A 22554-nucleotide genomic window follows, 5' to 3' on the forward strand; every position below is an offset into this window, starting at 1 on the left:
GGAAAGCGCATGAGCGCTATTTCCTCTGGCTTTTTCAATAGAAAGCTTTATAAAGTATTGGCAATTGGGTTAATCATCATCTTTTTTATTATCCCGATTATCCGACTCATCATTATGAGCTTTCTGAGTGATGAAGGAATTAACTTCGATTATTATCATGCGATTTTAACAGATGGTCGGACGTGGCAGGTATTACAAAACACGTTAATTGTGGTGGTCGGATCAACGATTATTTCACTCATCTTAGGTACAGCTTTTGCCTGGATGGTAGCCTATACCGATATACGCATGAAAGGGATTGTACAGCTGTTTATCTTTTTGCCATTTATTATCCCATCTTACATAACTTCCCTGGCATGGGTGCAATTTTTCGGCCCTGCTGGGTTATTGACGAAAATGCTGGATCAGCTTCCATCGTGGAATCTCTATAGTATGTCTGGCATTATCTTTGTTATGGGGATTAGCCATTTTCCGCTCGTCTATTTATTCACGGTTAATGTCTTTCGAAAAATTCCACGTGAAATGGAACTGGCAGCACGTATCTCTGGTGCATCAAGATGGACAGCTTTTTCCAAAATTGTCTTTCCAATGGCAATGCCAGGAGTTGTTGGTGGGTCGTTTATCGCATTTCTTGGAGGGTTAGATAACTTCGGAATCCCTGCCTTTTTAGGAACACCAGCCAATATTTCAGTGCTTTCGACATATATTTATCAGAAAGTCATTGGCTTTGGACCTTCTGCCTTTAACGAAGCCGCTGTACTGTCTGTCATCCTTGGAGTGATTGCGATTATTGGAATCAGTCTCCAATGGATATTGTTACGGAAGTCAAAACCGATTGAGACAACTAAACTGGATTATAGCCCACGCTATCATTTAGGAAAGAAAAAGCTAATAGCGGAGATTTTGATTTGGCTGTTTTTTGCTATGACCAGTATTTTTCCTTTCATCTCAATGGTTATGACATCATTTTTGAATGCCTATGGACTTGATTTTGTACCGGAAAACTTCTCTTTGAAAAATTACGCTTATATTTTATCCAGGAACTCTACGGTCGAATCAATTTTCACGAGCCTTAAACTGGCTGGTGTAACGACCGTGATTGGGATTATTGTCGGTACGATCTTTAGCTATTACCGTGTTCGGAAACCAAACGTAACGATGAGGCTTCAGGAATATGCAATTACGATTCCGTATGCTTTGCCTGGAATGGTGCTTGCGTTGGCAATGATTTTTGCATGGATGGAGCCCATTCCTGGTTGGAATCCCGGTATTTATGGATCGACTGCCATTTTATATATCGCCTATGTAACACGATTTTTAATTTTACAGGTGCGCAGTGGTATTACCGCTTTTCAGCAGGTTGATAAGGAGGTTGAAGAGGCAGCGCGGATTAATGGTACGAATGGATTTGGAAAGTGGAAGCGAATTATGATTCCATTAATCGCACCAGGCGTCTTAAGTGGTGCAATGCTCGTATTTTTAAGCGCGTTAACAGAGCTTACCGTATCTTCCTTATTGTATTCCTCAAATGCAGAGACAATTGGTGTTGCGATCTTAAGCTTCCAGCAGTCGGGGTATACACTATATTCAACAGCCTTTTCGAGCTTAATTGTCGGCCTAATCATTGTCGGTTATTTTCTGTTATTTGCTAGTGGGGCACTTCGGAAAAGAAAGGTGGAAAAAGGGAAATGACTACGTCAATCATTCATATTAATAAAAAATTCGGCAGCTTTCAAGCGCTCAAAGATGTAAATTTAACCGTAAAGGATGGCGAGTTTCTTGCTATTTTAGGACCATCTGGATGTGGGAAAACAACCTTGCTCCGACTGCTCGCGGGATTTGAATCTCCAACAGATGGTACAATTCAAATCGATAACAAGAAGGCAGCCACAGCTAAGAAGGTTATCCCGCCAGAGCGCAGAAATGTCAGCATGGTTTTTCAGTCATTTGCTCTTTGGCCCCATTTGAATGTTCGAGAGCATGTACAGTTTGCCATGAAATACCACCGTTTTGTTGGACCTGCATTTAAGGAAAAGAAAAAGGCGGAAGAGCGAATTGATGAAGTGTTGAAAATAGTTGGCTTAGAGCAGTTCGGCAGCCGAATGCCTGGTGAACTTTCCGGTGGACAAAAACAGCGTGTATCACTTGCGCGAGCGATTGCACCGGAGCCACAGCTGTTGTTGATGGATGAACCACTCAGCAACCTTGATGCGGAATTACGGATTGAGATGCGTCATGAGATTCAAAAGCTGCATCGACTAACGAAAGCTTCGATACTTTATGTGACACATGATCAAGGAGAAGCGCTTGCGATGGCGGATCGAATTGTAGTGATGAACGCTGGTAAGATTGAGCAAATTGGTACACCAGAACAAATCTATAATCAACCGAAAACCCCATTTGTAGCCAAATTTGTTGGGAAAGCTAATCTGTTCGAAGGAACTTGGGATGGCTCGACATTTATGCATAAGAATGTCTCTGTAACATGGGAGGATTGCGGTATTTCAGAAAATCTAAAGGAGCAGAACCTATATGCACTGCGTCCGGAACAAATTCGTCTTTCTACATCGGATGAAAGCCAGATTCGAGGGACAGTTGTTACGAAGCAGTTCCAAGGAAAGGAGTATCAATATGTAGTTGATGTCAGTGGACAAGAGATTGTTGTTGACTTGCCACTTCATGAGCAGTTTGAAATTGGGGAGGGGGTAGGGATTGTTCCAAGCATGTGAAGGGGTATGGAAGCACGGTTTGGACTCGATCTGTTGTTCCGTATGGATATCCAATCCTATTAGCTGTTTTGTCTTCACCAGCATAAGATTCATCATTCGTTACATCTATAATCTCTGAAATAGGAATTTTAATCTTTTGTAGCTGCCATTTAATTACGATTTTGTCTTCTTCTTTTGTAACCTTTACGTCAAACATGATACTCTTCACCTTTCCTTTTAGGGGTGTATACGGATTCTGAATTATTGTTATATTCCTAACTACTAGTATACAAGGTTTTACGTATATAGCCGAGTAATCGACTTTCCAATCAATTATGTGGGTAATCTAAGACCAAATTCGGATTTATTTCTTATCATAAAAGAAGTCATTGTATCATTTTGATTGAATTTTCTTACTAAATCATATAGTATTAGCTTGAATTTAATTGCGGAGGAGTGGATAAAAGATGGCAAATGTATGTTTTCTACTTGCGGATGGTTATGAAGATTCAGAAATGAAGAATCCGTATGATGCAATGAATGAAGCGGGTCACAAAACGGTTGTTGTAGGACTTGAAAAGGGTACGGAGCTTAAAGGGAAGAAAGGTACGGCAGCGTATACTTCCGAGCTTTCCATAAGTGAAGTGAAGGCTGACGATTATGATGCGGTTATTATTCCTGGTGGATCAGCTCCAGAAGCGCTTCGTGTGAGTGACGAAGTGGTGGAATTTGTTAAACAAGCACATGAACAGGGAAAAGTGATTGCTGGTATTTGTCATGGTCCCCAAGTAATGATTAGCGCGGATATCCTGAATGGAGTAAATTCAACTTCTTACATTGGCATCCGTGATGATGTGAAAAATGCTGGAGCTAACTTTTTAGATCAAGAGGTAGTGGTTGATGGAAATATTATCACTTCTCGTACACCTAAGGATGAACCGGCATTTATTAAAGAAATTTTAAATAAATTATAAGATTGTTTCGAGGGGATCTCTTCTAGTATTGGGAGGGATCCTTTTATACGGGCAGAAGCGGAAGTACTATGTGATATATGAATTTTTTAGGTTAGGGAGAGACCAAAATGAAACAAATCTACGCCTTTGAGTCGAAAAGAGATTATGAAAAATACCAGGATACCATCGAAAGGTTCCAAAACAAATTGGTCACGTACCAGCAGGAGTTGGAGCAAAACTACGCATTAAACGATTTACCAAAGGCGATTGTATGGACAACGGGTGAATTAGCAACAACCACTTTCTCAGAAATTCCGATTCCTGCTTTTACGAATAAGGATATCATTTATATTTCTCCAGATGTAAGATATTGGAGGAATTTATTTGTTCAACAGTTAGAAGGGCGTGAACATCCGCGTATCAAGGCATTCTACGAGAATCTTTCTGAAGAACATATTTTTGCGATAGTTGGACACGAATTAATGCATCACTCCGATTTATTTGTTGATGAGTTCGATGATGACCGAGAAAATAGCATTTGGTTTGAAGAAGGCATGTGCGAATATTTATCAAAGAAGTTAATTTTAGATGAAGAAGCGTTCAACGAAATAACAAATGTAGAGTCAGAACTGGTAGAGATGTTTAAGGATCCATATGGACATCACTCTATTGATGCGTTTGGAGAGGCTAGCTATCAAGGTAGTTTGACGAGTATTATGTTTGATTATTGGCGCAGTTTTTTGGCTGTAAAGTATTTAGTGGAAGAACAAGCTAATCATGATGTGAAACAAGTTTTTAAAGCGTATCAAGAGTGGCATACAAATGGCAGGAAAGAGCCGCTGTCGGTATATATTGGGATACAGTCCTTTTTCGATTGATGAGAGCCTTTCTGGAATGATTTAAAAGAAGATTCTCAGATATTTTTGGGTAAAAATCTAACGCTCATCATACATCTTTTTATAGTAAACTAGAAACAAATGTACTAACGGAGGAGAAGCAATGAACAACACTTCTAAAAAGAGAAAATCACCTTTAATTCTACTTGCAGCATGCATGATTGCTGTTGCTGGTCTAGCGGATATTAAATACCGAGGATTATTCTTTCGTCTATTGCCTGAATCGGTGCAATCCTTTCTTGCTCAGATTATAAAGTAGTGGGAGTATATTATTCCTTTCTATGAAAGAGGGGTGTTTATATTGTGAGAACGTCGACAAGAAAATATGTATTTAGATTTAGTTAAGCGCGATTCTATTATTTGTTTTCACCATGAATAGCATAAAAAGCCTATTGAATTTAACTTATTAAGTAATTAGTCACAAACTTTTCAAGTGGGTATATTGCAATTGAAACCGCAATCATATATAATAGAATTAAATAAGGATTGTTACTGTTCGGCAGGCAAAACCTGAATTAATTAAATTTGTGGGGGAATTACGCTGCAATTTTAACTAATTCAGGTTTTTTATTTCCTGATATTTTTCATAAATACTTTATTCAGGTGGGAAGGCAAATGGAAATTAAACAGATTTTAAACAATAATGTTTTATTAGCTACAGATGAAGCAGAACAAGAGGTAGTTGTAATGGGCAGAGGTCTTGCTTTTAAGAAAAAGCCAGGAGATGCTGTTGATGCTGCTAAAATTGAAAAAACCTTTATTCTGGAGGACGCAGGAGTTGCTAATAAATTAGCTGAATTAATGGAAGATGTTTCCGAAGTTTATTTGGATCTTTCTTATAAAATTCTCGAATTAGCCAAATCCCACCTAACGTATAAATTGGACGACTATTTGTATATAGCACTAACCGATCACTTGAGCTTTGCGATTACTAGGCATAAAAATGGGATTGATTTGAAAAATCCCCTACTCTGGGAAATTCGCAGATACTATAAGCAAGAGTTTCAGATTGCTTTAAAAGCACTTGAAATTGTCGAAGAGGAAACAGGTGTGAGGCTTGAGGAGGATGAAGCTGCGTCTATCGCACTCCATCTTGTTAATAGTCAGCTTTCTGGTGAAAGCATGGGGGCTGCAGTTCAAGTTACAGAAATGGTTAATACGATTTTAACAATCGTAAAATACTACTTCAAAATTGAATTAGATGAAGAATCGATTAATTATGACCGATTCTTAACCCATCTCCGTTTCTTTGCGATTCGCTTTATTCGAAAAGAAAAACAAGATGAAATGTATGACAATTTTCTATATGAACAGATACAACAAAAGTATGCAAAAGCATTTGGATGTACAGAAAGAATAGCAGCATACATTGCGAATCATTATAATTGGGAAATTTCCAATGATGAGAAGGTCTATTTAACCATTCATATCCATCGGGTAACCTATCGTCAGACAAAATCAGAAGAAAACTAATCTTCTTATGAAAACGCTTTTTAAAACTATTGACTTAGTATTAAAGTCGTGTTAAATTAAAAGCGTTAATTAATTAACAATAAAAACAATATATAAATTTAGGAATGTTACCTATTTTGGGCATAACCTGGACTGATTTGAAGAACACATATGATGTGTGCTATTCAAATTGGTTCAGGTTTTTTATTTCACTAAATGAATTACGTAAAGGGAAGGTGAACCATGATGAAGTATGAACAATTGGCAAAAGACATTATCGAAAATGTCGGTGGGGCAGAAAACGTTAATAGTGTTGTTCATTGTATTACACGTCTTCGTTTTAAATTGAAAGATGAAAGTAAAGCGAATACAGAGGTATTAAATAATATGGAGGGTGTTGTTACCACGAGAAAAAGTGGTGGTCAATACCAGGTAGTAATTGGGAATCATGTTCCAGATGTATATAAAGCAGTAGTGTCGGAAGGTGGCTTCCAAGCTGCACAGCCAGTTGATGCTGAAGGTGGAGAAGAAAAAGGGAGTTTATTCAACCGTTTTATTGATATGATTTCCGGGATCTTTACTCCAATACTCAGTGTATTAGTCGCAGCGGGTATGACGAAAGGTTTTACTGCTTTATTTGTTGCAATTGGCTGGCTTGATATAGAAGGTGGAACCTATCAAATCCTAAACGCCATTGGCGACGGTCTGTTCTACTTCCTGCCAATTCTCTTAGGTTACACGGCTATGAAGAAGTTTGGTGGAACACCGTTCTTAGGAGCCGTAATAGCCATGGCTTTGGTATATCCTGCACTTGAGGGAATACCTGGAGCAAATGAACCGCTGTACACCTTATTTGCGGGAACGATGTTTGAATCACCTGTTTATATTGAGTTCTTAGGGATTCCGGTTATTCTGATGACATATTCGATGTCCGTTATTCCAATCATTGTTGCAGCGTTTTTTGCAGCAAAGTTAGAAAGAAGCTTAACTAAAATTATTCCAGATGTAATAAAAACATTTTTTGTTCCAATGCTGACGATGTTAATTATTACTCCCTTAACCTTTATTGTTGTTGGTCCGATTGCAACTTGGGCGAGCCAGTTATTAGGTCAAGCAACAATTTGGGTTTATGATTTAAGTCCAGTTATTGCAGGGGCATTCCTTGGTGGATTGTGGTTAGTGTTTGTTATGTTTGGACTTCATTGGGGACTTGTTCCAATTGCTATCAATAACTTTGCGGTTGGAGGTATAGATCCAATCTTAGCTTTAATATTTGTTCATTCCTTTGCATTAGCTGCTGCTATTCTTGCTATTTGGATAAAAACAAAAAACGAAAAAACTAAATCACTTAGTGCACCAGCTTTAATTTCAGCATTATTCGGTGTAACAGAGCCTGGTATGTATGGGATCACTTTACCGCTAAAAAGACCATTTATTTTCACATTAATTTCATCAGCAATTGGTGGTGCCTTACTAGGGATTTTTGGAACGAAAGGGTATGTAATGGCTGGTCTTGGTGTATTCCAGGTTCCAAGTTTTATTCATCCTGAAGAAGGATTAAATGGGGCATTTTTCGGCGCTATTATTGCTTTAGTGGTCGGATCTGTTTTGGCCTTTGTTTTAACTTATTTCTTTGGCGGTATTAACAAAAATGAGGATACTGGAGCAGGATCTACTCAACCAGTAGTAGTGAAGGGTGCTCAAAACGGAAAAGATCAAGTAATTGGTAGTCCTTTCAACGGAACAGTTAAAAAATTAGCAGATATTGATGATACAGCTTTTGCTTCAGGAGCATTAGGACAAGGTGTCGCAATAGAGCCTGCTGAAGGTAAAGTAGTTGCGCCAGTATCTGGTACGATTTCTGTACTATTTCCTACAAACCATGCAATTGGTATTACATCGGATGATGGGGCAGAGATTTTAATTCATGTTGGGATGGATACGGTCCAATTAGATGGAAAACATTTTACAGCCCATACGGAGCAAGGCAGCCACGTCGAAAAAGGACAATTATTAATTGAATTTGATGGACAAGCAATTAAAGAAGCGGGATATCCATTGACGACACCAGTGGTTGTTACAAACCAAGATCAATTTGAGATATCAACGATTAACGAACAAGAAGTGAAAGCTCAGGATATATTAATCGAGCTGAAAGTAAAATAATCCATGCAATAGGAGGCGTTTCATGATAAGTGAAGCCTATCCCTTTATATAAAGATCAATTACTGCTTAACAACTAATGGTTAATAGGAGGAATAAAGAATGGCAAAACAATTTCCGGAAGGATTTTTATGGGGTGGCGCAACAGCTGCCAATCAATTTGAAGGTGGTTTCCATAAAGGGAATAAAGGGTTAAATATAGCGGACGTACTTCCAGGTGGAAAAGAGCGTTTAGAGATTTTAGGTAATCCAGGATTTGATTTTGAAATTGACCCGAATAAATATTATCCAAACCATGACGCAATTGACTTCTATAATCGTTACAAAGAGGACATTGCATTATTTGCCGAAATGGGCTTTAAAGTTTTCCGTACGTCAATTGCGTGGACAAGAATTTTCCCGAATGGGGACGAGATTGAGCCAAATGAGGAAGGATTGGCGTTTTATGACCGTGTATTTGATGAATTAATTAAACATGGGATTGAACCGGTCGTAACGATTTCACATTATGAAATGCCTGTACACTTAGTAAAAGAATATGGTGGCTGGAGAAGTCGTGAAGTTATTACATTTTTTGAAAGATATGCAGAAGCGATTTTCAACCGTTATAAAGGAAAAGTAAAATACTGGATGACATTTAACGAGATTAATAGCGGTTTAATGATGCCGATAATGGGGCTTGGTTTCGCAATCCAAAAAGAAGCGGATAAATATCAACCTACATTCCAAGCATTCCATCACCAATTTGTTGCAAGTGCAAAGGCGGTCAAATTATGTCGTGAAATAATGCCAGAGGCACAAATTGGCTGCATGATTATTTATGCTCCGGTATATGCTTTCGATAGCAAACCTGAAAATGTAATGCATGCTCTAGAGGAAGAGGAATTATTTAACTACTTCTGTGCAGATGTTCAAGTAAGAGGAGAATATCCAGCATTTATCAACCGATATTTCAAAGAGCATAACATTGAATTAGAAATGGAAGATGGCGACCTAGATATTCTGAAAGAAGGTACGGTAGACTATATCGGCTTTAGCTACTATATGTCTCGCACAGAGAAGAAAGATAAATCGAATGAAGAGGGCATTCAAGGAAATATTATGCAAGGAGTTAAAAACCCATTCCTGCAAGCGAGTGACTGGGGCTGGGAGATTGACCCAGTAGGTTTGCGTATTTCCTTAAATAAGCTGTATGGCAGATATGAAGTGCCTCTATTTATTGTAGAAAATGGATTAGGAGCTTATGACAAAGTGGAAGAAGATGGATCCATTCAGGACGATTACCGAATCGAATACCTTCGTGAACATATGAAACAAATGGGCGAAGCAATTGAAGATGGTGTAGAGCTAATGGGTTACACCAGCTGGGGATGCATTGATTTAGTCAGTGCTTCAACCGGTGAAATGTCCAAGCGTTACGGATTTATCTATGTAGACAAGCATGATGATGGCACTGGAACATTAGAACGTAAACGTAAAAAATCATTTTACTGGTATAAAGATGTTATTGATTCAAATGGTGAGAATCTATAGGTTTACGCGAAGTTAATTGAACTAAATTTAAAAGGGAAAGCGTATCTTCGGATGCCTTTCCTTTTGGCAGATAAGAAAGTATAAAACTTTCTTGTCTGCATAAGTGCAACTAAGTCATTCGCCCAAAGGCTTGCGAATGCCAAGTTTTCTAAAATAATAGATATGAAAAGGAGACTTAACATGTCAATATTTCCAGAAGGATTCTTATGGGGTGGCGCTTTAGCTGCCAATCAAGTAGAGGGTGCGTATTTAGAAGGCGGGAAAGGTCTAACGACAGTAGATTTAATGCCAACCGGAGAAAAACGCTGGCAGATTGCAATTGGAAAGATAGATTCATTCACACCAGATGAAAATGAATTTTATCCATCACATAAGGCTATTGACTTCTACCATCATTATAAAGAGGATATTGCATTATTTGCCGAAATGGGCTTTAAAGCATTGCGTGTATCCATTTCCTGGGCACGTATTTTTCCGAACGGTAATGATGAAACACCAAATGAGGCTGGATTGCAATTTTATGATGATTTATTCGATGAGTTATTAAAACATAAAATTGAACCGGTCGTTACAATGGCCCACTTTGATGTGCCAGTTCACTTAGTTGAAGCATATGGCAGCTGGAAAAGCAGAGAGCTTGTAGGCTTTTTTGAAACATATGCAAAAACAATCTTCACGAGATATAAGGACAAAGTAAAATACTGGATGACATTCAATGAGATTAATATGCTGTTGCATATGCCGTTTGTTGGTGCTGGACTTGTCTTTAAAGAAGGGGAAAATGAAACACAAATTAAATATCAGGCAGCACACCATCAGCTCATTGCAAGTGCACGTGCTGTAAAAGCATGCCATGAGATTATCCCAGATGCAAAAATTGGCTGTATGCTAGCTGCTGGACAGACGTATCCGTATACATGTAATCCGGATGACATTTACAAGGCGATGGAAAAGGACCGTGAATCATTCTTCTTCATTGATGTTCAGTCACGAGGAGAATATCCAGGCTATGCGAAACGCTTCTTTAAAGACAACAATCTAACAATAGAAATGGAAGACGAAGACGCAGAACTGTTGAAGAATCATACAGTTGATTATATTGGATTCAGTTATTATGCCAGCAGAACGACTAGTACCGATCCGGAGATTTTAAACGATAAAACAAGTGGAAACGTATTTGGCTCTGTTACAAACCCATATTTAGAAACATCCGAATGGGGCTGGACAATTGATCCAAAAGGGTTCCGCATTACAGCAAACCAATTATATGATCGTTATCAAAAGCCACTATTCGTTGTAGAAAATGGTCTCGGTGCAAATGATGAAATAAATGCTGACGGTATAATCAACGATGACTACCGAATTGATTATTTGAAACAGCATATTGCTGAAATGGGTCAAGCAATAGAGGATGGAGTCGATATCATTGGCTATACAAGCTGGGGTCCAATTGATATCGTTAGTGCATCCACTGGGGAAATGAAAAAGCGTTACGGCTATATTTATGTTGACCGAGACAATGGAGGAAATGGAACATTAAAGCGTACGAAAAAGAAAAGCTTTGATTGGTATAAAAGTGTGATTGCATCAAATGGTGAAGCATTATAAGTGATTTGTAAGACAAGGGATGGGGAAACCTGTCCTTTTTTCATTTTGTTTAAAAAACCCGCCAATTTCTCGAATATATTCACCCTCCCTTTTATAGATTATGGTATAAACCTAAGGGAGGATTACGAATGAGTGACTGGCTAAAAAGCTTAAAAACGCCAACACCGCAAAAAGGATATGAGTTGGCGATAAAATTAGCGAGGGAGGGTGTTGTGTATACACAGCCTTCAGCAGAAGTTAGAAAAAAGTTGCGGAAAAAGTATGCGAGGGATGCGGATAGCCTCATCATGGTGTCGGAGGTTATTGCGATTCATTTTCAAACGGTGGCAGCTGCAAATAACTATTGGAAGTAAACAAAAAGAATAGCGGGATTCTGCCAGCAAATTTCGTGTTGGCAGAGTCCTTATCTATTTAATTTATACATTTCACGGGCCATTGATTCTAGAATATAAATTACAGGCACTTGCGTCGTTATGTTGGCACCTTCATACCATTCCTCGGTTACATAGTAGGGGATATTTATATCTGATATTTTTGCAATGGTTGAGTGCTTATGATTTGTAATACTAATAATCTTGCTATCTTCTTGTTTAAGCTGGTTCAAATGTGTAACAGTGAAACTATTTTCTCCTGAGACAGATAATGCAATTGTTACACTGTTATAACGTAACTTGGAGTGAATGGGAAAGTGAGGATCTTTAATATACATTGAAAATTTGCCTAGGCTTGAGAAATATCTTGCTCCATACTCAGCAAGAATACCCGAGCTTCCAATTCCAATGAAAATAACACTATCTGCTTGGACAACTAGATTTGCAGCTTCCCTTATATTCTCCTCTATATCCCCTTTTAACGTTCGCTCAAAAAACTCCATAACAGAATGCTGGGAGCCTTTTAGTACTGTCTTTTTATTTCCTTCTAAATGCATTTTAAGCTTTACTTTAAATTCTGAGAAACCCTCGCAATTTATCTTTCTGCAAAAACGTAAAATTGTAGCTGTGGATACATGGGTCTCGTCTGCCAGCTCGCGGATTCGCATATATGCGACCTTATCAGCGTTTTGACTAATATAATTGTATAAAGAAGTTTCTAACTCATTAAATGAAGCAATCATGTCCTGTGTAAACATTTGAGGGGATTCTCCTTTTTAAGAGATAATTTGTTAAAGACTATACACTTTCATCTTAACATGTAATAAGTTACATGTCGTTACATTTATGAAACAAATGACTTCTGACGTCAATCCGAACTAGATGCTCAGAGTTTATATACGGCTCTAGGAAATGTAGCTACAATTGAAATATAGTACTTATATTGGATTGCTACATTACCTGGAGGTGCAAAGTGTATGACAAAAGGTATTAAAATTGCAACGATTGGTGGGGGATCGAGTTATACCCCAGAATTAGTAGAAGGATTTATCAAACGATATGATGAATTCCCGGTTAAAGAGTTATGGTTAGTTGATATTGAAGCAGGAAAGGAAAAGTTAGAAATCGTAGGAAACTTAGCGAAAAGGATGATTGACAAAGCAGGTCTTCCAATTGATGTTCATCTTACACTAGATCGAAGAGCAGCGTTAAAGGATGCTGATTTTGTAACAACGCAATTTCGTGTAGGATTACTAGATGCTCGTGCAAAAGATGAAAGCATTCCATTGAAATATGGTGTGCTTGGACAGGAGACGAATGGACCTGGTGGTTTGTTTAAAGGGTTACGTACGATCCCTGTTATTCTGGATATTTGTAAGGATATGGAAGTGTTATGTCCAGATGCATGGTTAATCAACTTTACGAATCCTGCAGGTATGGTAACAGAAGCCGTGTTGCGCTACTCGAACATCAAAAAGGTTGTTGGATTGTGTAATGTGCCGATCGGAATGGAAATGGGCGTTGCCAAATTATTGGATGTCGATCATTCGCGAATCCGAATTGACTTTGCCGGGCTAAATCACATGGTTTATGGGTTAGATGTCTATGTGGATGGAGAAAGTGTAAAGGAAGAAGTTATCAAAAAATTGTCTGATCCAGAAAATAGCAGCTTCGTTAAGAATATAGATGGAATGGGATGGGAGCCTGAGTTTATTCAATCGTTGGATGCGTTGACATGTCCATACCATATGTACTACTACAAATCGAAGGAAATGCTCGATAAAGCGATGGAAAGCTCTAGGGAAGAGGGTACTCGTGCTGAGGTTGTTCAACAGTTGGAGCAAGAATTGTTCGAGCTGTATAAAGATGAAAACCTTAATATCAAACCACCTCAATTAGAAGAACGTGGTGGAGCGTATTATTCGGATGCAGCCGTTCGCTTGATTACATCTATTTATAACGACAAGCGTGACATTCAACCAGTAAATACGATGAATCGTGGTGCAATTGCTAGTATTCCAGATGAATCAGCAGTTGAAATCAGCTGTGTTATTACAAAGGATGGTCCAATTCCATTAGCGATAGGAGATCTACCCATTGCTGCCCGAGGTCTTGTCCAGCAAATTAAGTCATTTGAACGTATTGCGGCAGAAGCAGCTGTAGAAGGCGATTATAATAAAGCAGTACTTGCTTTAGCGATTAACCCATTAACACCAAGTGACGCAATTGCGAAACAAATTGTAGACGAAATGATGGAGGCGCATAAAGAACACCTTCCTCAATTTTTTCAAAAAGAGAGAGTAGTACAATAAGCTGGTGTTGGCACCTGAGTAAGTGCCAGCATTGACAAGGGTTCTAGCAATACAGATTTCAGCTGAAATCTGTATTGCTTTGTCACGTTAAACTGTTATCTATTCGGATTAATAGTCAAGGAGGGAAGTCATATGATTAAATTAGTATTAACAGATATGGATGGGACGTTCTTGAATAATAGCGGCGATTTTAACAGGGAGCTATATCAGGATGTAAGAAAAATGATGCAAGAAAAAGGTGTTGTTTTCGCTCCCGTTACTGGTAAACAATGTGAACGTGTAGAAGAATTATTTGGTGATGATGCAAAGGATTTATGGATTCTAGGGGATAGTGCAACTCGAATCAAGCATAACGGAGAATTTGTCTATGAATCACTGCTAAGCAATAAATTGGGTCTGGAAATTATTCGCTTGCTTGAGGAAATAAGCCTAGAACATACAGTTATTGCATGTACAAGAGACGGTGCAGTAGTCAAGCAGAACATCCCACTGGAAGAAGCTGCAATTGTCAGAGGTTCGTATGCTCAGGTTAGGCAGGTTGCTGATTTTACTGAAATAAAGGATGACTTTGTTAAAATAACGATTCATGATCCAGCGCTGAATTGTTTTGAGACGAGGGAGAAACTTTCTCCGTTTTTTGAATCGGCATATATTGTTGCTTCTGAAGCAGCCTGGATCGATATTGCGAATGCTAATGTTCATAAAGGGACTACCGTAGAGCATTTAAAGCAAATACTTGGTGTAGCTCCAGATGAAACAATGGCTTTCGGCGATGGTTACAATGATTTAGAGCTTATGAAACGCGCAACGTTTAGTTTTGCTGTTCGAAACGCAGTCCAGGAATTAAAAGACGGTTCTAATTTTATAACTCGCTCGAATGAAGAAGACGCTGTCATGAAAACAATCATTCAACTGTTAGCTTTACAATAAGGGAGTGCGTTAACGGATATGGCGATCAAGCTAATAGCTGTAGATATGGGTGGAACGTTTCTTAATGATCAAATGAAATATGGTGTTGACCTGATGTAAGTTTTGAGTGATCTTATAAGAAAAAGTCACTTTGCTATCAAGTAGCAAAGTGACTTTTATTAGGTAGTTATTTGGTTAGGATGCGTGCGTTCCAGCATACAAACACAAATCCAAATTAATTTCTAACAAGATAATCAAAAGCACTTAACGATGCTGTTGCAGCTGATCCCATGGAAATAATAATTTGCTTAAATGGTTCTGTTGTACAATCACCAGCAGCAAATACGCCTGGGACGTTTGTAGCGCCGCGAGCATCAATTACGATTTCACCAAATTTATTACGTTCAACGGCGTCGCCCAACCAGTCTGTGTTAGGTACAAGCCCGATTTGAACGAATACACCGGATAGTTCAATATGCCTTTCTTCACCTGTCTCACGTTCAACATATGTAATACCGTTTACGTTGTCTGTTCCAGTAATTTCTTTTGTTTGCGCATTTTTAACCACCGTGACATTTGGCAGGCTATGGAGGCGATCTTGAAGCACTGAATCAGCTTTTAGTTCTGATGCATATTCAAGCACTGTCACGTGATTCACGATTCCAGCAAGGTCAATGGCTGCTTCCACACCGGAGTTACCGCCACCGATAACAGCTACATCTTTTCCTTCAAATAGTGGACCATCACAGTGCGGGCAGTATGCTACCCCTTTATTCTTGAATTCAGCTTCGCCAGGAACGCCAATATTACGCCAGCGAGCTCCTGTTGCAAGGATAACGGATTTACTCTTCAGAACAGCGCCGTTTGCCAGCTCGATTTCAATCATGTCTTTCTTTTCTAAACGTGCTGCACGCTGTAAGTTCATGACATCGATATTGTAATCTTTAACATGCTCTTCCAGGTTTGCAGCGAGTCTAGGCCCTTCAGTACGGTTTACACTGATGAAGTTTTCGATGCTTGCTGTGTCCAAAATCTGGCCACCGAAGCGCTCTGCAACAATACCCGTTCGGATACCTTTACGTGCTGCATAAATTGCTGCACTTGCTCCACCTGGTCCACCACCGACAACAAGTACATCATATGGGTCTTTATCAGCGAATTCTGATGCGTCTGGACCGCTTCCTAGCTTAGCAAGGATTTCTTCCACAGTCATCCGGCCACCGCCAAATTCTTCCCCGTTTAAGTACACAGTAGGTACTGCCATGATGTTTTTCGCTTCAACTTCTTCTTTATTAGCTGCACCATCAATCATTGTATGGGAGATGCGTGGGTTTAATACACTCATCACGTTCAATGCTTGGACAACTTCTGGACAATTTTGACAGGTCAGGCTAATGTAAGATTCAAAGTGATAATCATTATTTATATTTTTGATTTGTTCGATCGCTTTTTCATCAATTTTTGGAGCTCTTCCACTTACTTGAAGTAGTGCGAGCACTAAGGAAGTGAACTCATGTCCGAGCGGGATACCAGCAAACGTGATACCGGTATCTTCACCAATACGGTTGACACTAAAGCTCGGTGTTCTTTCTAACAAGGTGTGTTCAATTTTAATTTTCGATGACATTGCAGCTAACTCTTCTACCAACGTCAGCATGTCACGGGAGATATCATCCGATCCAGTGCTAACTTTGAGAAGTACGTCGCCCTCCATCATTTGAAGGTACTGCGCTAATTGTGCTTTAATATCCGCATCTAGTAACATTGACTCTACTCCTTATATTAAATGTTCAAAAAGAGGATGAAAAGGACCGAAAGACTGTCCTTTTCACCAGATTTTTAAACTACCTATTATATTTTTCCTACAAGATCAAGGCTTGGTTTAAGTGTTTCAGAACCCTCTTCCCATTTAGCTGGGCAAACTTCACCAGGATTGTTACGTACGTATTGTGCTGCTTTAATTTTTCCAACAAGTGTGCTGGCGTCACGGCCGATACCGTCAGCGTTAATTTCTGCTGCTTGTACAACACCATCTGGATCAATGATGAATGTACCACGTTGTGCAAGACCTGCTTCTTCATCTAGTACATCAAAGCCGCGGGAGATTTTTTGTGAAGGGTCACCGATCATAATGTATTCAAGTTTGCTGATTGCATCTGAATGATCGTGCCATGCTTTATGTGTGAAATGTGTGTCAGTTGATACAGAATATACTTCAACACCTAATTTTTTCAATTCTGCGTAGTGGTTTTGCAGGTCTTCAAGCTCTGTTGGGCAAACGAAAGTAAAGTCCGCTGGATAGAAGCAAACAACACTCCACCCGCCTTTCATATTTTCATCGGTAATTTCGATAAATTCTCCGTTACCGCTATTGTATGCTGATGCTTTAAATGGCTGTATTTCTTTTCCGATTAGAGACATGTATATGTTCCTCCTGTTTTTAAAAATACTTAGAATCACATAGCTCCATTTTATAACGACAAATATTGGTGTTGTCGGATAACTATAATAATTCTTATGCAGCACTTATTATTGTATAGAAAAAACACTTTGTCAATCGTTATCCAAGTTATTTGCGAAATTATTCACAAATGCAAAGAAGTACTGTAATTATAGCATAGATCATTATGTGAGTTTGCTATAAAAAGAGCTGTTGTAATAACTTCATTTTTATTACTTTATTACATTCCTACTGTGTACTTGTGTTACAATCAAAATAACAATGAATAGAAACGGGCGAGACGGGTGAATAAGAAAGTAACCAACCAAATAATTGAAGATATGTGCGGAATGGTCTCCTATAAAAAGGGAGACTCTTTTTATCGATCGAATAAAGTTACGTTGAAAACCTATACGCATGAGAGGTGCGAAGCAATTGTTACGGGGGCAGAAGATTTTTATGTGACGGTTGAACAAGCGGATCATCAAACATTGAAAGCCACATGCAGCTGTCCGTCTTTAGCATCGTATACGAAGGATTGTCAGCATGTTGCAGCTGTTTTGCTTGCTATTCAACATGAACAGCGAAAAGGAACTGCGCCAGGAAAGGCATTCGAAAGTCGAGAAAATCAAGCGCTGGCAGATGACCTTGTGAAAATTTTTGATAACCATTCCATCCGTTCAAGCGCACACCAACGGCATTTTGAAAATCGGGAAGTCCTGCCGCTCCATTTCACGTGCAAGCTTATCAACTTGAATGAAGATCAGCAGCTGTTTGGTATGGAAGTTCGGGTTGGCTCATCAACGGTACGTGATATTCGAGCTTTTTTGCAGCGGATAAGAAAAGGACAGCAGTTTACTCTATCGCAAATGTTCACGTTTGACCCGGAAATGCATTGCTTTATGCCTGACATGGACGCCGTTTTGCAGGAGCTTTACCAAGTGATTCGTGATGAAAAGGAAGAGTCAGATACAACCTGGAATTATGAGAATAAGCCGATTGGTAAGGATGTCTTACCTCTTCCGCCTTCTGCATGGGAACGGTTAGTAACGTTGCTGCAAGATATATCAGATGTGACGATTATGGTTCAAGGAAAAAGCTTTAAGGGAATCCATCTTTCAAAAGCTATGCTGCCATTGCAGTTTGATTTTGCACCAGCAGACCAGCAAGACTATACATTAACCGTGAAAGGAATGGAACGTTTAACATTGCTCCATGCCTATCGGAATGTATTTGTATCTGGCAAATTGACACCGTTAGGAAGAGATGCTTATCAATCACTCACAAACTTAAAGCGTATGCTGGATACAGCTGGAACAAATCAAATCCCTATCCCAGAGCATCAAGCAGGTTTTATTGTCGAAAAGGTAGCACCAGGATTGAAGAAAATCGGAACGGTCCATTTGTCTGGAGATATTAGCAATCACTTAGTAAAAACACCATTAACGGCAAAGTTATATTTAGACAGATTGAAAAATCGTTTGCTTGCTAGTCTCGAGTTCCAGTATGAAAATAATGTGCTCAATCCATTAGATAAAGATGGACTCCGTGACAGCTCGTTTGTTGTTCGGGATGTAGAAAAGGAAAATGAGATTTTGGAGCTGATGGAAGCAGGTCAGTTTGCTACGACAGACGGTGGTTACTTCCTCCATAACGAAGAGCTAGAATATGAATTTTTACATTATATTCTTCCAAAGCTGCAAAAGCTTGTAAACGTGTACGCCACAACGGCTATTCGACTTCGAGTGATGAAGGCACCGGTTCCCCCAAGGATAAAAGTGAAGGCTAAAAAGGACCGGGTCAACTGGCTGGAATTTAAGTTTGAGATGGAAGGATTTCCTGAGAAGGATATTAGGGAGATTTTAGTTGCTTTGGAAGAAAAGCGAAAATATTATCGCTTGCGAGATGGGGCGCTTTTATCGCTTGAAACGAGAGAGTTTAAAGAGATTCAGCGTTTCTTACATGCTGTACCAATGCAAGAAGAGGAAGATTTGGAAAAAGGTATTCAAGTTCCGGTTATTCAAGGACTTCGCTTGCTTGATACTACAGCAGATACTGTGTTTTCACTTGAAGCGTCATTCCGAACATTTTTACAGCAGATTGAAAATCCGGTTTTAGATAAATTTCCGGTACCGGAAAATGTGCAGCATGTGCTACGAGATTATCAACGAATCGGTTTTCAATGGATGAAGACATTGGCAAGCTTCGGATTTGGCGGGATTCTTGCAGATGATATGGGACTTGGGAAAACATTGCAAAGCATTACGTTTATTCAGTCAGAGCTTGCTGTTATTCGGAAGAAGAATGTCCCTGTTTTAATTGTGTGTCCTGCATCGTTAACGTATAACTGGCTGAATGAAATAGAAAAATTTACGCCAAACATCCAAGCGACAATTCTTGATGGAGCGAAGGAAGAACGTCAGAAAATAAAAAAATGGGTGATGGATAGTGATGTTGTCATTGCTTCTTACCCGCTATTACGGAGTGAGGTCCAGTGGTTTAAGAGTCAAACCTTTCATACGGTGTTTTTCGATGAGGCTCAAGCATTTAAGAACCCGATGACCCAAACTGCTAGAGCGGTGAAGAAGCTGCAGGCGGATTATCGTTTTGCACTAACTGGTACACCAATCGAAAATGCATTAGAAGAACTGTGGTCAATTTTCCATGTTGTTTTTCCAGAATTATTCCGTAGTCTAAAGGAATACAGTAACCTGAATCGAAAACAAATTGCCCGCCGAATACGTCCGTTTCTCCTCCGTCGGGTAAAAGAGGATGTGCTCACAGAGCTGCCGGAGAAAGTGGAATGGATCGAAACAGTAGAATTGTTGCCGGAGCAGAAGAAGCTATATGGTGCTTATCTAGCAAAACTGCGTCACGAAACATTGAAGCATTTGGATAAAGACACGATACGAAAGAACCGGATTCGTATTTTAGCGGGCTTAACGCGACTGCGCCAGATTTGCTGCCACCCCGATTTATTTGTTGAAGGTTATGAAGGGAAATCAGCTAAATTTGAAAAGCTAAAACAGTTGTTAGAGGAGTCCAGGCTTGCAGGTAGAAGGGTACTTATTTTTTCCCAGTTTACGAAAATGCTTGCGCTTATCGGACGAGAGCTTACGAAACAGGGTGTAGACTACTTTTACCTTGATGGTCAGACACCATCTGTAGAAAGAATAGAACGTGTGAATCGATTTAACCAAGGAGAACGTAATCTATTCCTGATTTCCTTAAAAGCAGGTGGGACAGGGCTTAATCTAACAGGTGCAGATACCGTTATCCTCTACGATTTATGGTGGAATCCAGCTGTGGAAGAGCAAGCTGCAGACCGTGCACATCGGATTGGACAGGAGCATGAGGTGCAGGTTATCAAGCTCGTCGCAAAAGGTACGGTTGAGGAAAAAATGAATGAGCTGCAGGAGCAAAAAAGGAGTCTCATTGAAGAAATGATTGATCCACAAAATAAGTCTGTGACATCTCTTACAGAGGAAGATATTCGGGAGATTTTGATGTTGTGAGTTTGGATGTGTTCAGTGCTTTGCTTAAGTACTATTTAATAAAGACAAGTAATTTTGTCTTAAAAGTAATTGGTTTTTCAAGATAATTGGGTAGGATATGGTGACTGAACTTTGTCGCCTTGTCCGGTCAAGTGGATACCATATGTTCCTTTTGAGAAGATTTGATAGGAAACAAATAGAGTGAAAGTAGCTAAAACCCTTGATATTAAAGGTTTTATCCTTACTATCCATTTTAGTATAAATAATCAAAAGCTGGCAATATCATCACTAATTCAAGTCTATTTAAGCAATAATAATCAATGTGGATCGATTTGCATTACAATATACGAAACACTAATTAGACTGTACAATTATACTCAACATAAAAATAAAAAACTAAGTAAGCATGTAATATTTATGGCAGACAGTTCAAAATTATTTTCTTTATTTGCAACAATAATAATTTTACTTGGGAAAAGAGAAATATACAGTGAGGTTGAAAGGGTAGGGGCAATAGGATTTACTTCAATCGTAGTAACGATAGCAATTTATGGACTTGGAATGCTTTTAGTAGAATCAAGTTTAATTAGTGAAGGTAGTTATATGCCTAAAGACAATCAAGAATCAGAACTAATCAAATCATTTCGATGATTATCAGAAGAACAAAAATCCGAAATTCAAAAATCAATAGACTCTAAATTAGACAAATAACTCTTAATTGTAAATATCCTAAGTAATATTGCGGACAATTAGAAAATAAAATAGAGTAGGGGAGAGAACACCTTTATTTTTATCCAAAATAAAAACTGCCATACAGGCAGTCTTTAAATTATTATTTATAAGTTAATTTCTTTTGGTAATAGATGCCGATAGGCTTTTTAGCTGTTCCCGTTTTTCCTTTTGGATACTTTGGACTTACAACGGTATAGGAACGTCTTTGATATATCAATTTCGAACTAACTGTAGCTCTTTTTACTGTTCTATTGTTAGCATTAGTAGGTACTTTATAAGACCCAGAGTAAGAAACAGAATAAGAAGATGTAACGTTAAAGCCAACGGTCAAAGAAACAATCGTTGAATTTAAGCCGAAGTCACCAGAATAAGTAGCCGAATGCTTCTTATTATAACTAAGTTTCATCGTTACTCCTGGATCACTAGCAACGCTATTGATTATAGGCCCATATGAATCACTCAATTTATAGTATTTTATTCTTCCTGCACCGTGTGTATACCATTTTCCTGGTAATCGAACAGCTCGTGGGCCTATCATACTGTCTTCTGCTTTAGATATAACCTGAACTCCTGATACTGACTCATCATTAAGAAGTTCCGTTACTTTTGCATCTAATTCTTCTTCACTTTCAAAATCCTCGTAATACAATACAATTGGGTCAATAAATTCGTCAAGAACTACTTCGTCACCATCATACAGCCCTTCATCTAGTTCGATTTCTTCATCTTCAGATAATTCGTCGTCAATTGCGATTTCCTCGTCTTCATTAAGTTCTTCATTTCGAGACTCAGCACTTGCTAAGCTGAAAGGAGGTATTGCTACGCAAAGACAAATAAGAATAACAAAAGGTTTTAATAATTTCTGATTCACCGGTATTTTCCCTCTTTTTATAATTCCGTTGGAAGATTTTGTCATGCTATAATTTAATTGTATATATAAAGTAGGGAATTACAACAATTATTTTTAAAAATTATGAGAAAAT

At 38.8% G+C, this 22554-nt stretch carries 18 protein-coding genes; 14 read left to right on the forward strand and 4 right to left on the reverse strand.

From position 1 onward, the window contains the following. Positions 1 to 9 precede the first annotated feature (9 nt). The 10 genes from NYE61_RS14965 (at position 10) to NYE61_RS15010 (ending at position 11666) form a co-directional block, all read left to right on the forward strand. Complete coding sequence (locus NYE61_RS14965; RefSeq protein WP_339315903.1) at positions 10 to 1692, forward strand: iron ABC transporter permease; 1683 nt, start codon at positions 10 to 12, stop codon at positions 1690 to 1692. Further along, complete coding sequence (locus NYE61_RS14970) at positions 1689 to 2729, forward strand: ABC transporter ATP-binding protein (protein WP_339315905.1); 1041 nt, start codon at positions 1689 to 1691, stop codon at positions 2727 to 2729. The genes NYE61_RS14965 and NYE61_RS14970 overlap by 4 nt, the downstream gene beginning before the upstream one ends. 446 nt (positions 2730 to 3175) lie before the next feature. After that, the gene (locus NYE61_RS14975; RefSeq protein WP_339315907.1) at positions 3176 to 3682 is read left to right on the forward strand and encodes a type 1 glutamine amidotransferase domain-containing protein; all 507 of its coding nucleotides are present in this window, start codon (positions 3176 to 3178) and stop codon (positions 3680 to 3682) included. Between the two features lie 107 nt (positions 3683 to 3789). Then, a complete protein-coding gene (locus NYE61_RS14980) occupies positions 3790 to 4539 on the forward strand; it encodes a hypothetical protein (RefSeq protein WP_339315909.1) in 750 nt (249 codons plus the stop codon). A gap of 121 nt (positions 4540 to 4660) precedes the next feature. After that, positions 4661 to 4816, forward strand: a complete 156-nt coding sequence (locus tag NYE61_RS14985) for a hypothetical protein (RefSeq protein WP_168927265.1) — start codon at positions 4661 to 4663, stop codon at positions 4814 to 4816. 356 nt (positions 4817 to 5172) lie between these two features. After that, positions 5173 to 6030, forward strand: a complete 858-nt coding sequence (locus tag NYE61_RS14990; RefSeq protein WP_118888333.1) for a PRD domain-containing protein — start codon at positions 5173 to 5175, stop codon at positions 6028 to 6030. Positions 6031 to 6255: 225 nt separating this feature from the next. Beyond that, entirely contained in the window at positions 6256 to 8175 is a 1920-nt protein-coding gene (locus NYE61_RS14995; protein ID WP_303447155.1) for a beta-glucoside-specific PTS transporter subunit IIABC, read from the forward strand. 99 nt (positions 8176 to 8274) lie between these two features. Further along, the gene (gene ascB, locus NYE61_RS15000; protein ID WP_303447002.1) at positions 8275 to 9705 is read left to right on the forward strand and encodes a 6-phospho-beta-glucosidase; all 1431 of its coding nucleotides are present in this window, start codon (positions 8275 to 8277) and stop codon (positions 9703 to 9705) included. Between the two features lie 162 nt (positions 9706 to 9867). Then, positions 9868 to 11313 (forward strand): 6-phospho-beta-glucosidase, encoded by a 1446-nt coding sequence (locus NYE61_RS15005; RefSeq protein ID WP_303447001.1) that lies wholly within the window; start codon positions 9868 to 9870, stop codon positions 11311 to 11313. 128 nt (positions 11314 to 11441) lie between these two features. After that, complete coding sequence (locus NYE61_RS15010) at positions 11442 to 11666, forward strand: hexameric tyrosine-coordinated heme protein (protein ID WP_095310383.1); 225 nt, start codon at positions 11442 to 11444, stop codon at positions 11664 to 11666. A gap of 50 nt (positions 11667 to 11716) precedes the next feature. On the opposite strand, the gene NYE61_RS15015 is transcribed toward NYE61_RS15010, so the two are convergent. Further along, positions 11717 to 12442, reverse strand: a complete 726-nt coding sequence (locus NYE61_RS15015) for a MurR/RpiR family transcriptional regulator (protein ID WP_303447000.1) — start codon at positions 12440 to 12442, stop codon at positions 11717 to 11719. A gap of 219 nt (positions 12443 to 12661) precedes the next feature. On the opposite strand from NYE61_RS15015, the gene NYE61_RS15020 reads away from it, so the two are divergent. Beyond that, entirely contained in the window at positions 12662 to 13996 is a 1335-nt protein-coding gene (locus NYE61_RS15020) for a 6-phospho-beta-glucosidase (RefSeq protein ID WP_303446999.1), read from the forward strand. A gap of 132 nt (positions 13997 to 14128) precedes the next feature. Next, positions 14129 to 14926 carry an HAD family hydrolase gene (locus tag NYE61_RS15025; protein ID WP_339315915.1) on the forward strand — a complete coding sequence of 266 codons (798 nt, stop codon included), beginning with the start codon at positions 14129 to 14131 and terminating at the stop codon, positions 14924 to 14926. A gap of 214 nt (positions 14927 to 15140) precedes the next feature. Here NYE61_RS15025 and ahpF read toward each other — a convergent pair whose 3' ends face one another. Both ahpF and ahpC read right to left on the reverse strand, forming a co-directional pair. After that, on the reverse strand, positions 15141 to 16670 hold the full coding sequence (gene ahpF, locus NYE61_RS15030) for an alkyl hydroperoxide reductase subunit F (RefSeq protein WP_303446997.1): 1530 nt from the start codon (positions 16668 to 16670) through the stop codon (positions 15141 to 15143). 86 nt (positions 16671 to 16756) lie between these two features. Beyond that, on the reverse strand, positions 16757 to 17326 hold the full coding sequence (gene ahpC, locus NYE61_RS15035) for an alkyl hydroperoxide reductase subunit C (protein ID WP_095310391.1): 570 nt from the start codon (positions 17324 to 17326) through the stop codon (positions 16757 to 16759). A 324-nt stretch (positions 17327 to 17650) separates the two neighbouring features. On the opposite strand from ahpC, the gene NYE61_RS15040 reads away from it, so the two are divergent. Both NYE61_RS15040 and NYE61_RS15045 read left to right on the forward strand, forming a co-directional pair. Further along, a complete protein-coding gene (locus NYE61_RS15040) occupies positions 17651 to 20860 on the forward strand; it encodes an SNF2 helicase associated domain-containing protein (RefSeq protein ID WP_303446995.1) in 3210 nt (1069 codons plus the stop codon). A 180-nt stretch (positions 20861 to 21040) separates the two neighbouring features. Further along, positions 21041 to 21490, forward strand: a complete 450-nt coding sequence (locus tag NYE61_RS15045) for a hypothetical protein (protein WP_303446994.1) — start codon at positions 21041 to 21043, stop codon at positions 21488 to 21490. A gap of 181 nt (positions 21491 to 21671) precedes the next feature. Here the strand turns inward: NYE61_RS15045 and NYE61_RS15050 are convergent, their stop codons facing one another. Further along, positions 21672 to 22442 carry a hypothetical protein gene (locus NYE61_RS15050; protein WP_303446993.1) on the reverse strand — a complete coding sequence of 257 codons (771 nt, stop codon included), beginning with the start codon at positions 22440 to 22442 and terminating at the stop codon, positions 21672 to 21674. Positions 22443 to 22554 lie beyond the last annotated feature (112 nt).

The organism is Oceanobacillus sp. FSL W7-1304 (assembly GCF_037969805.1).
Taxonomy (GTDB): domain Bacteria; phylum Bacillota; class Bacilli; order Bacillales; family Amphibacillaceae; genus Oceanobacillus; species Oceanobacillus profundus.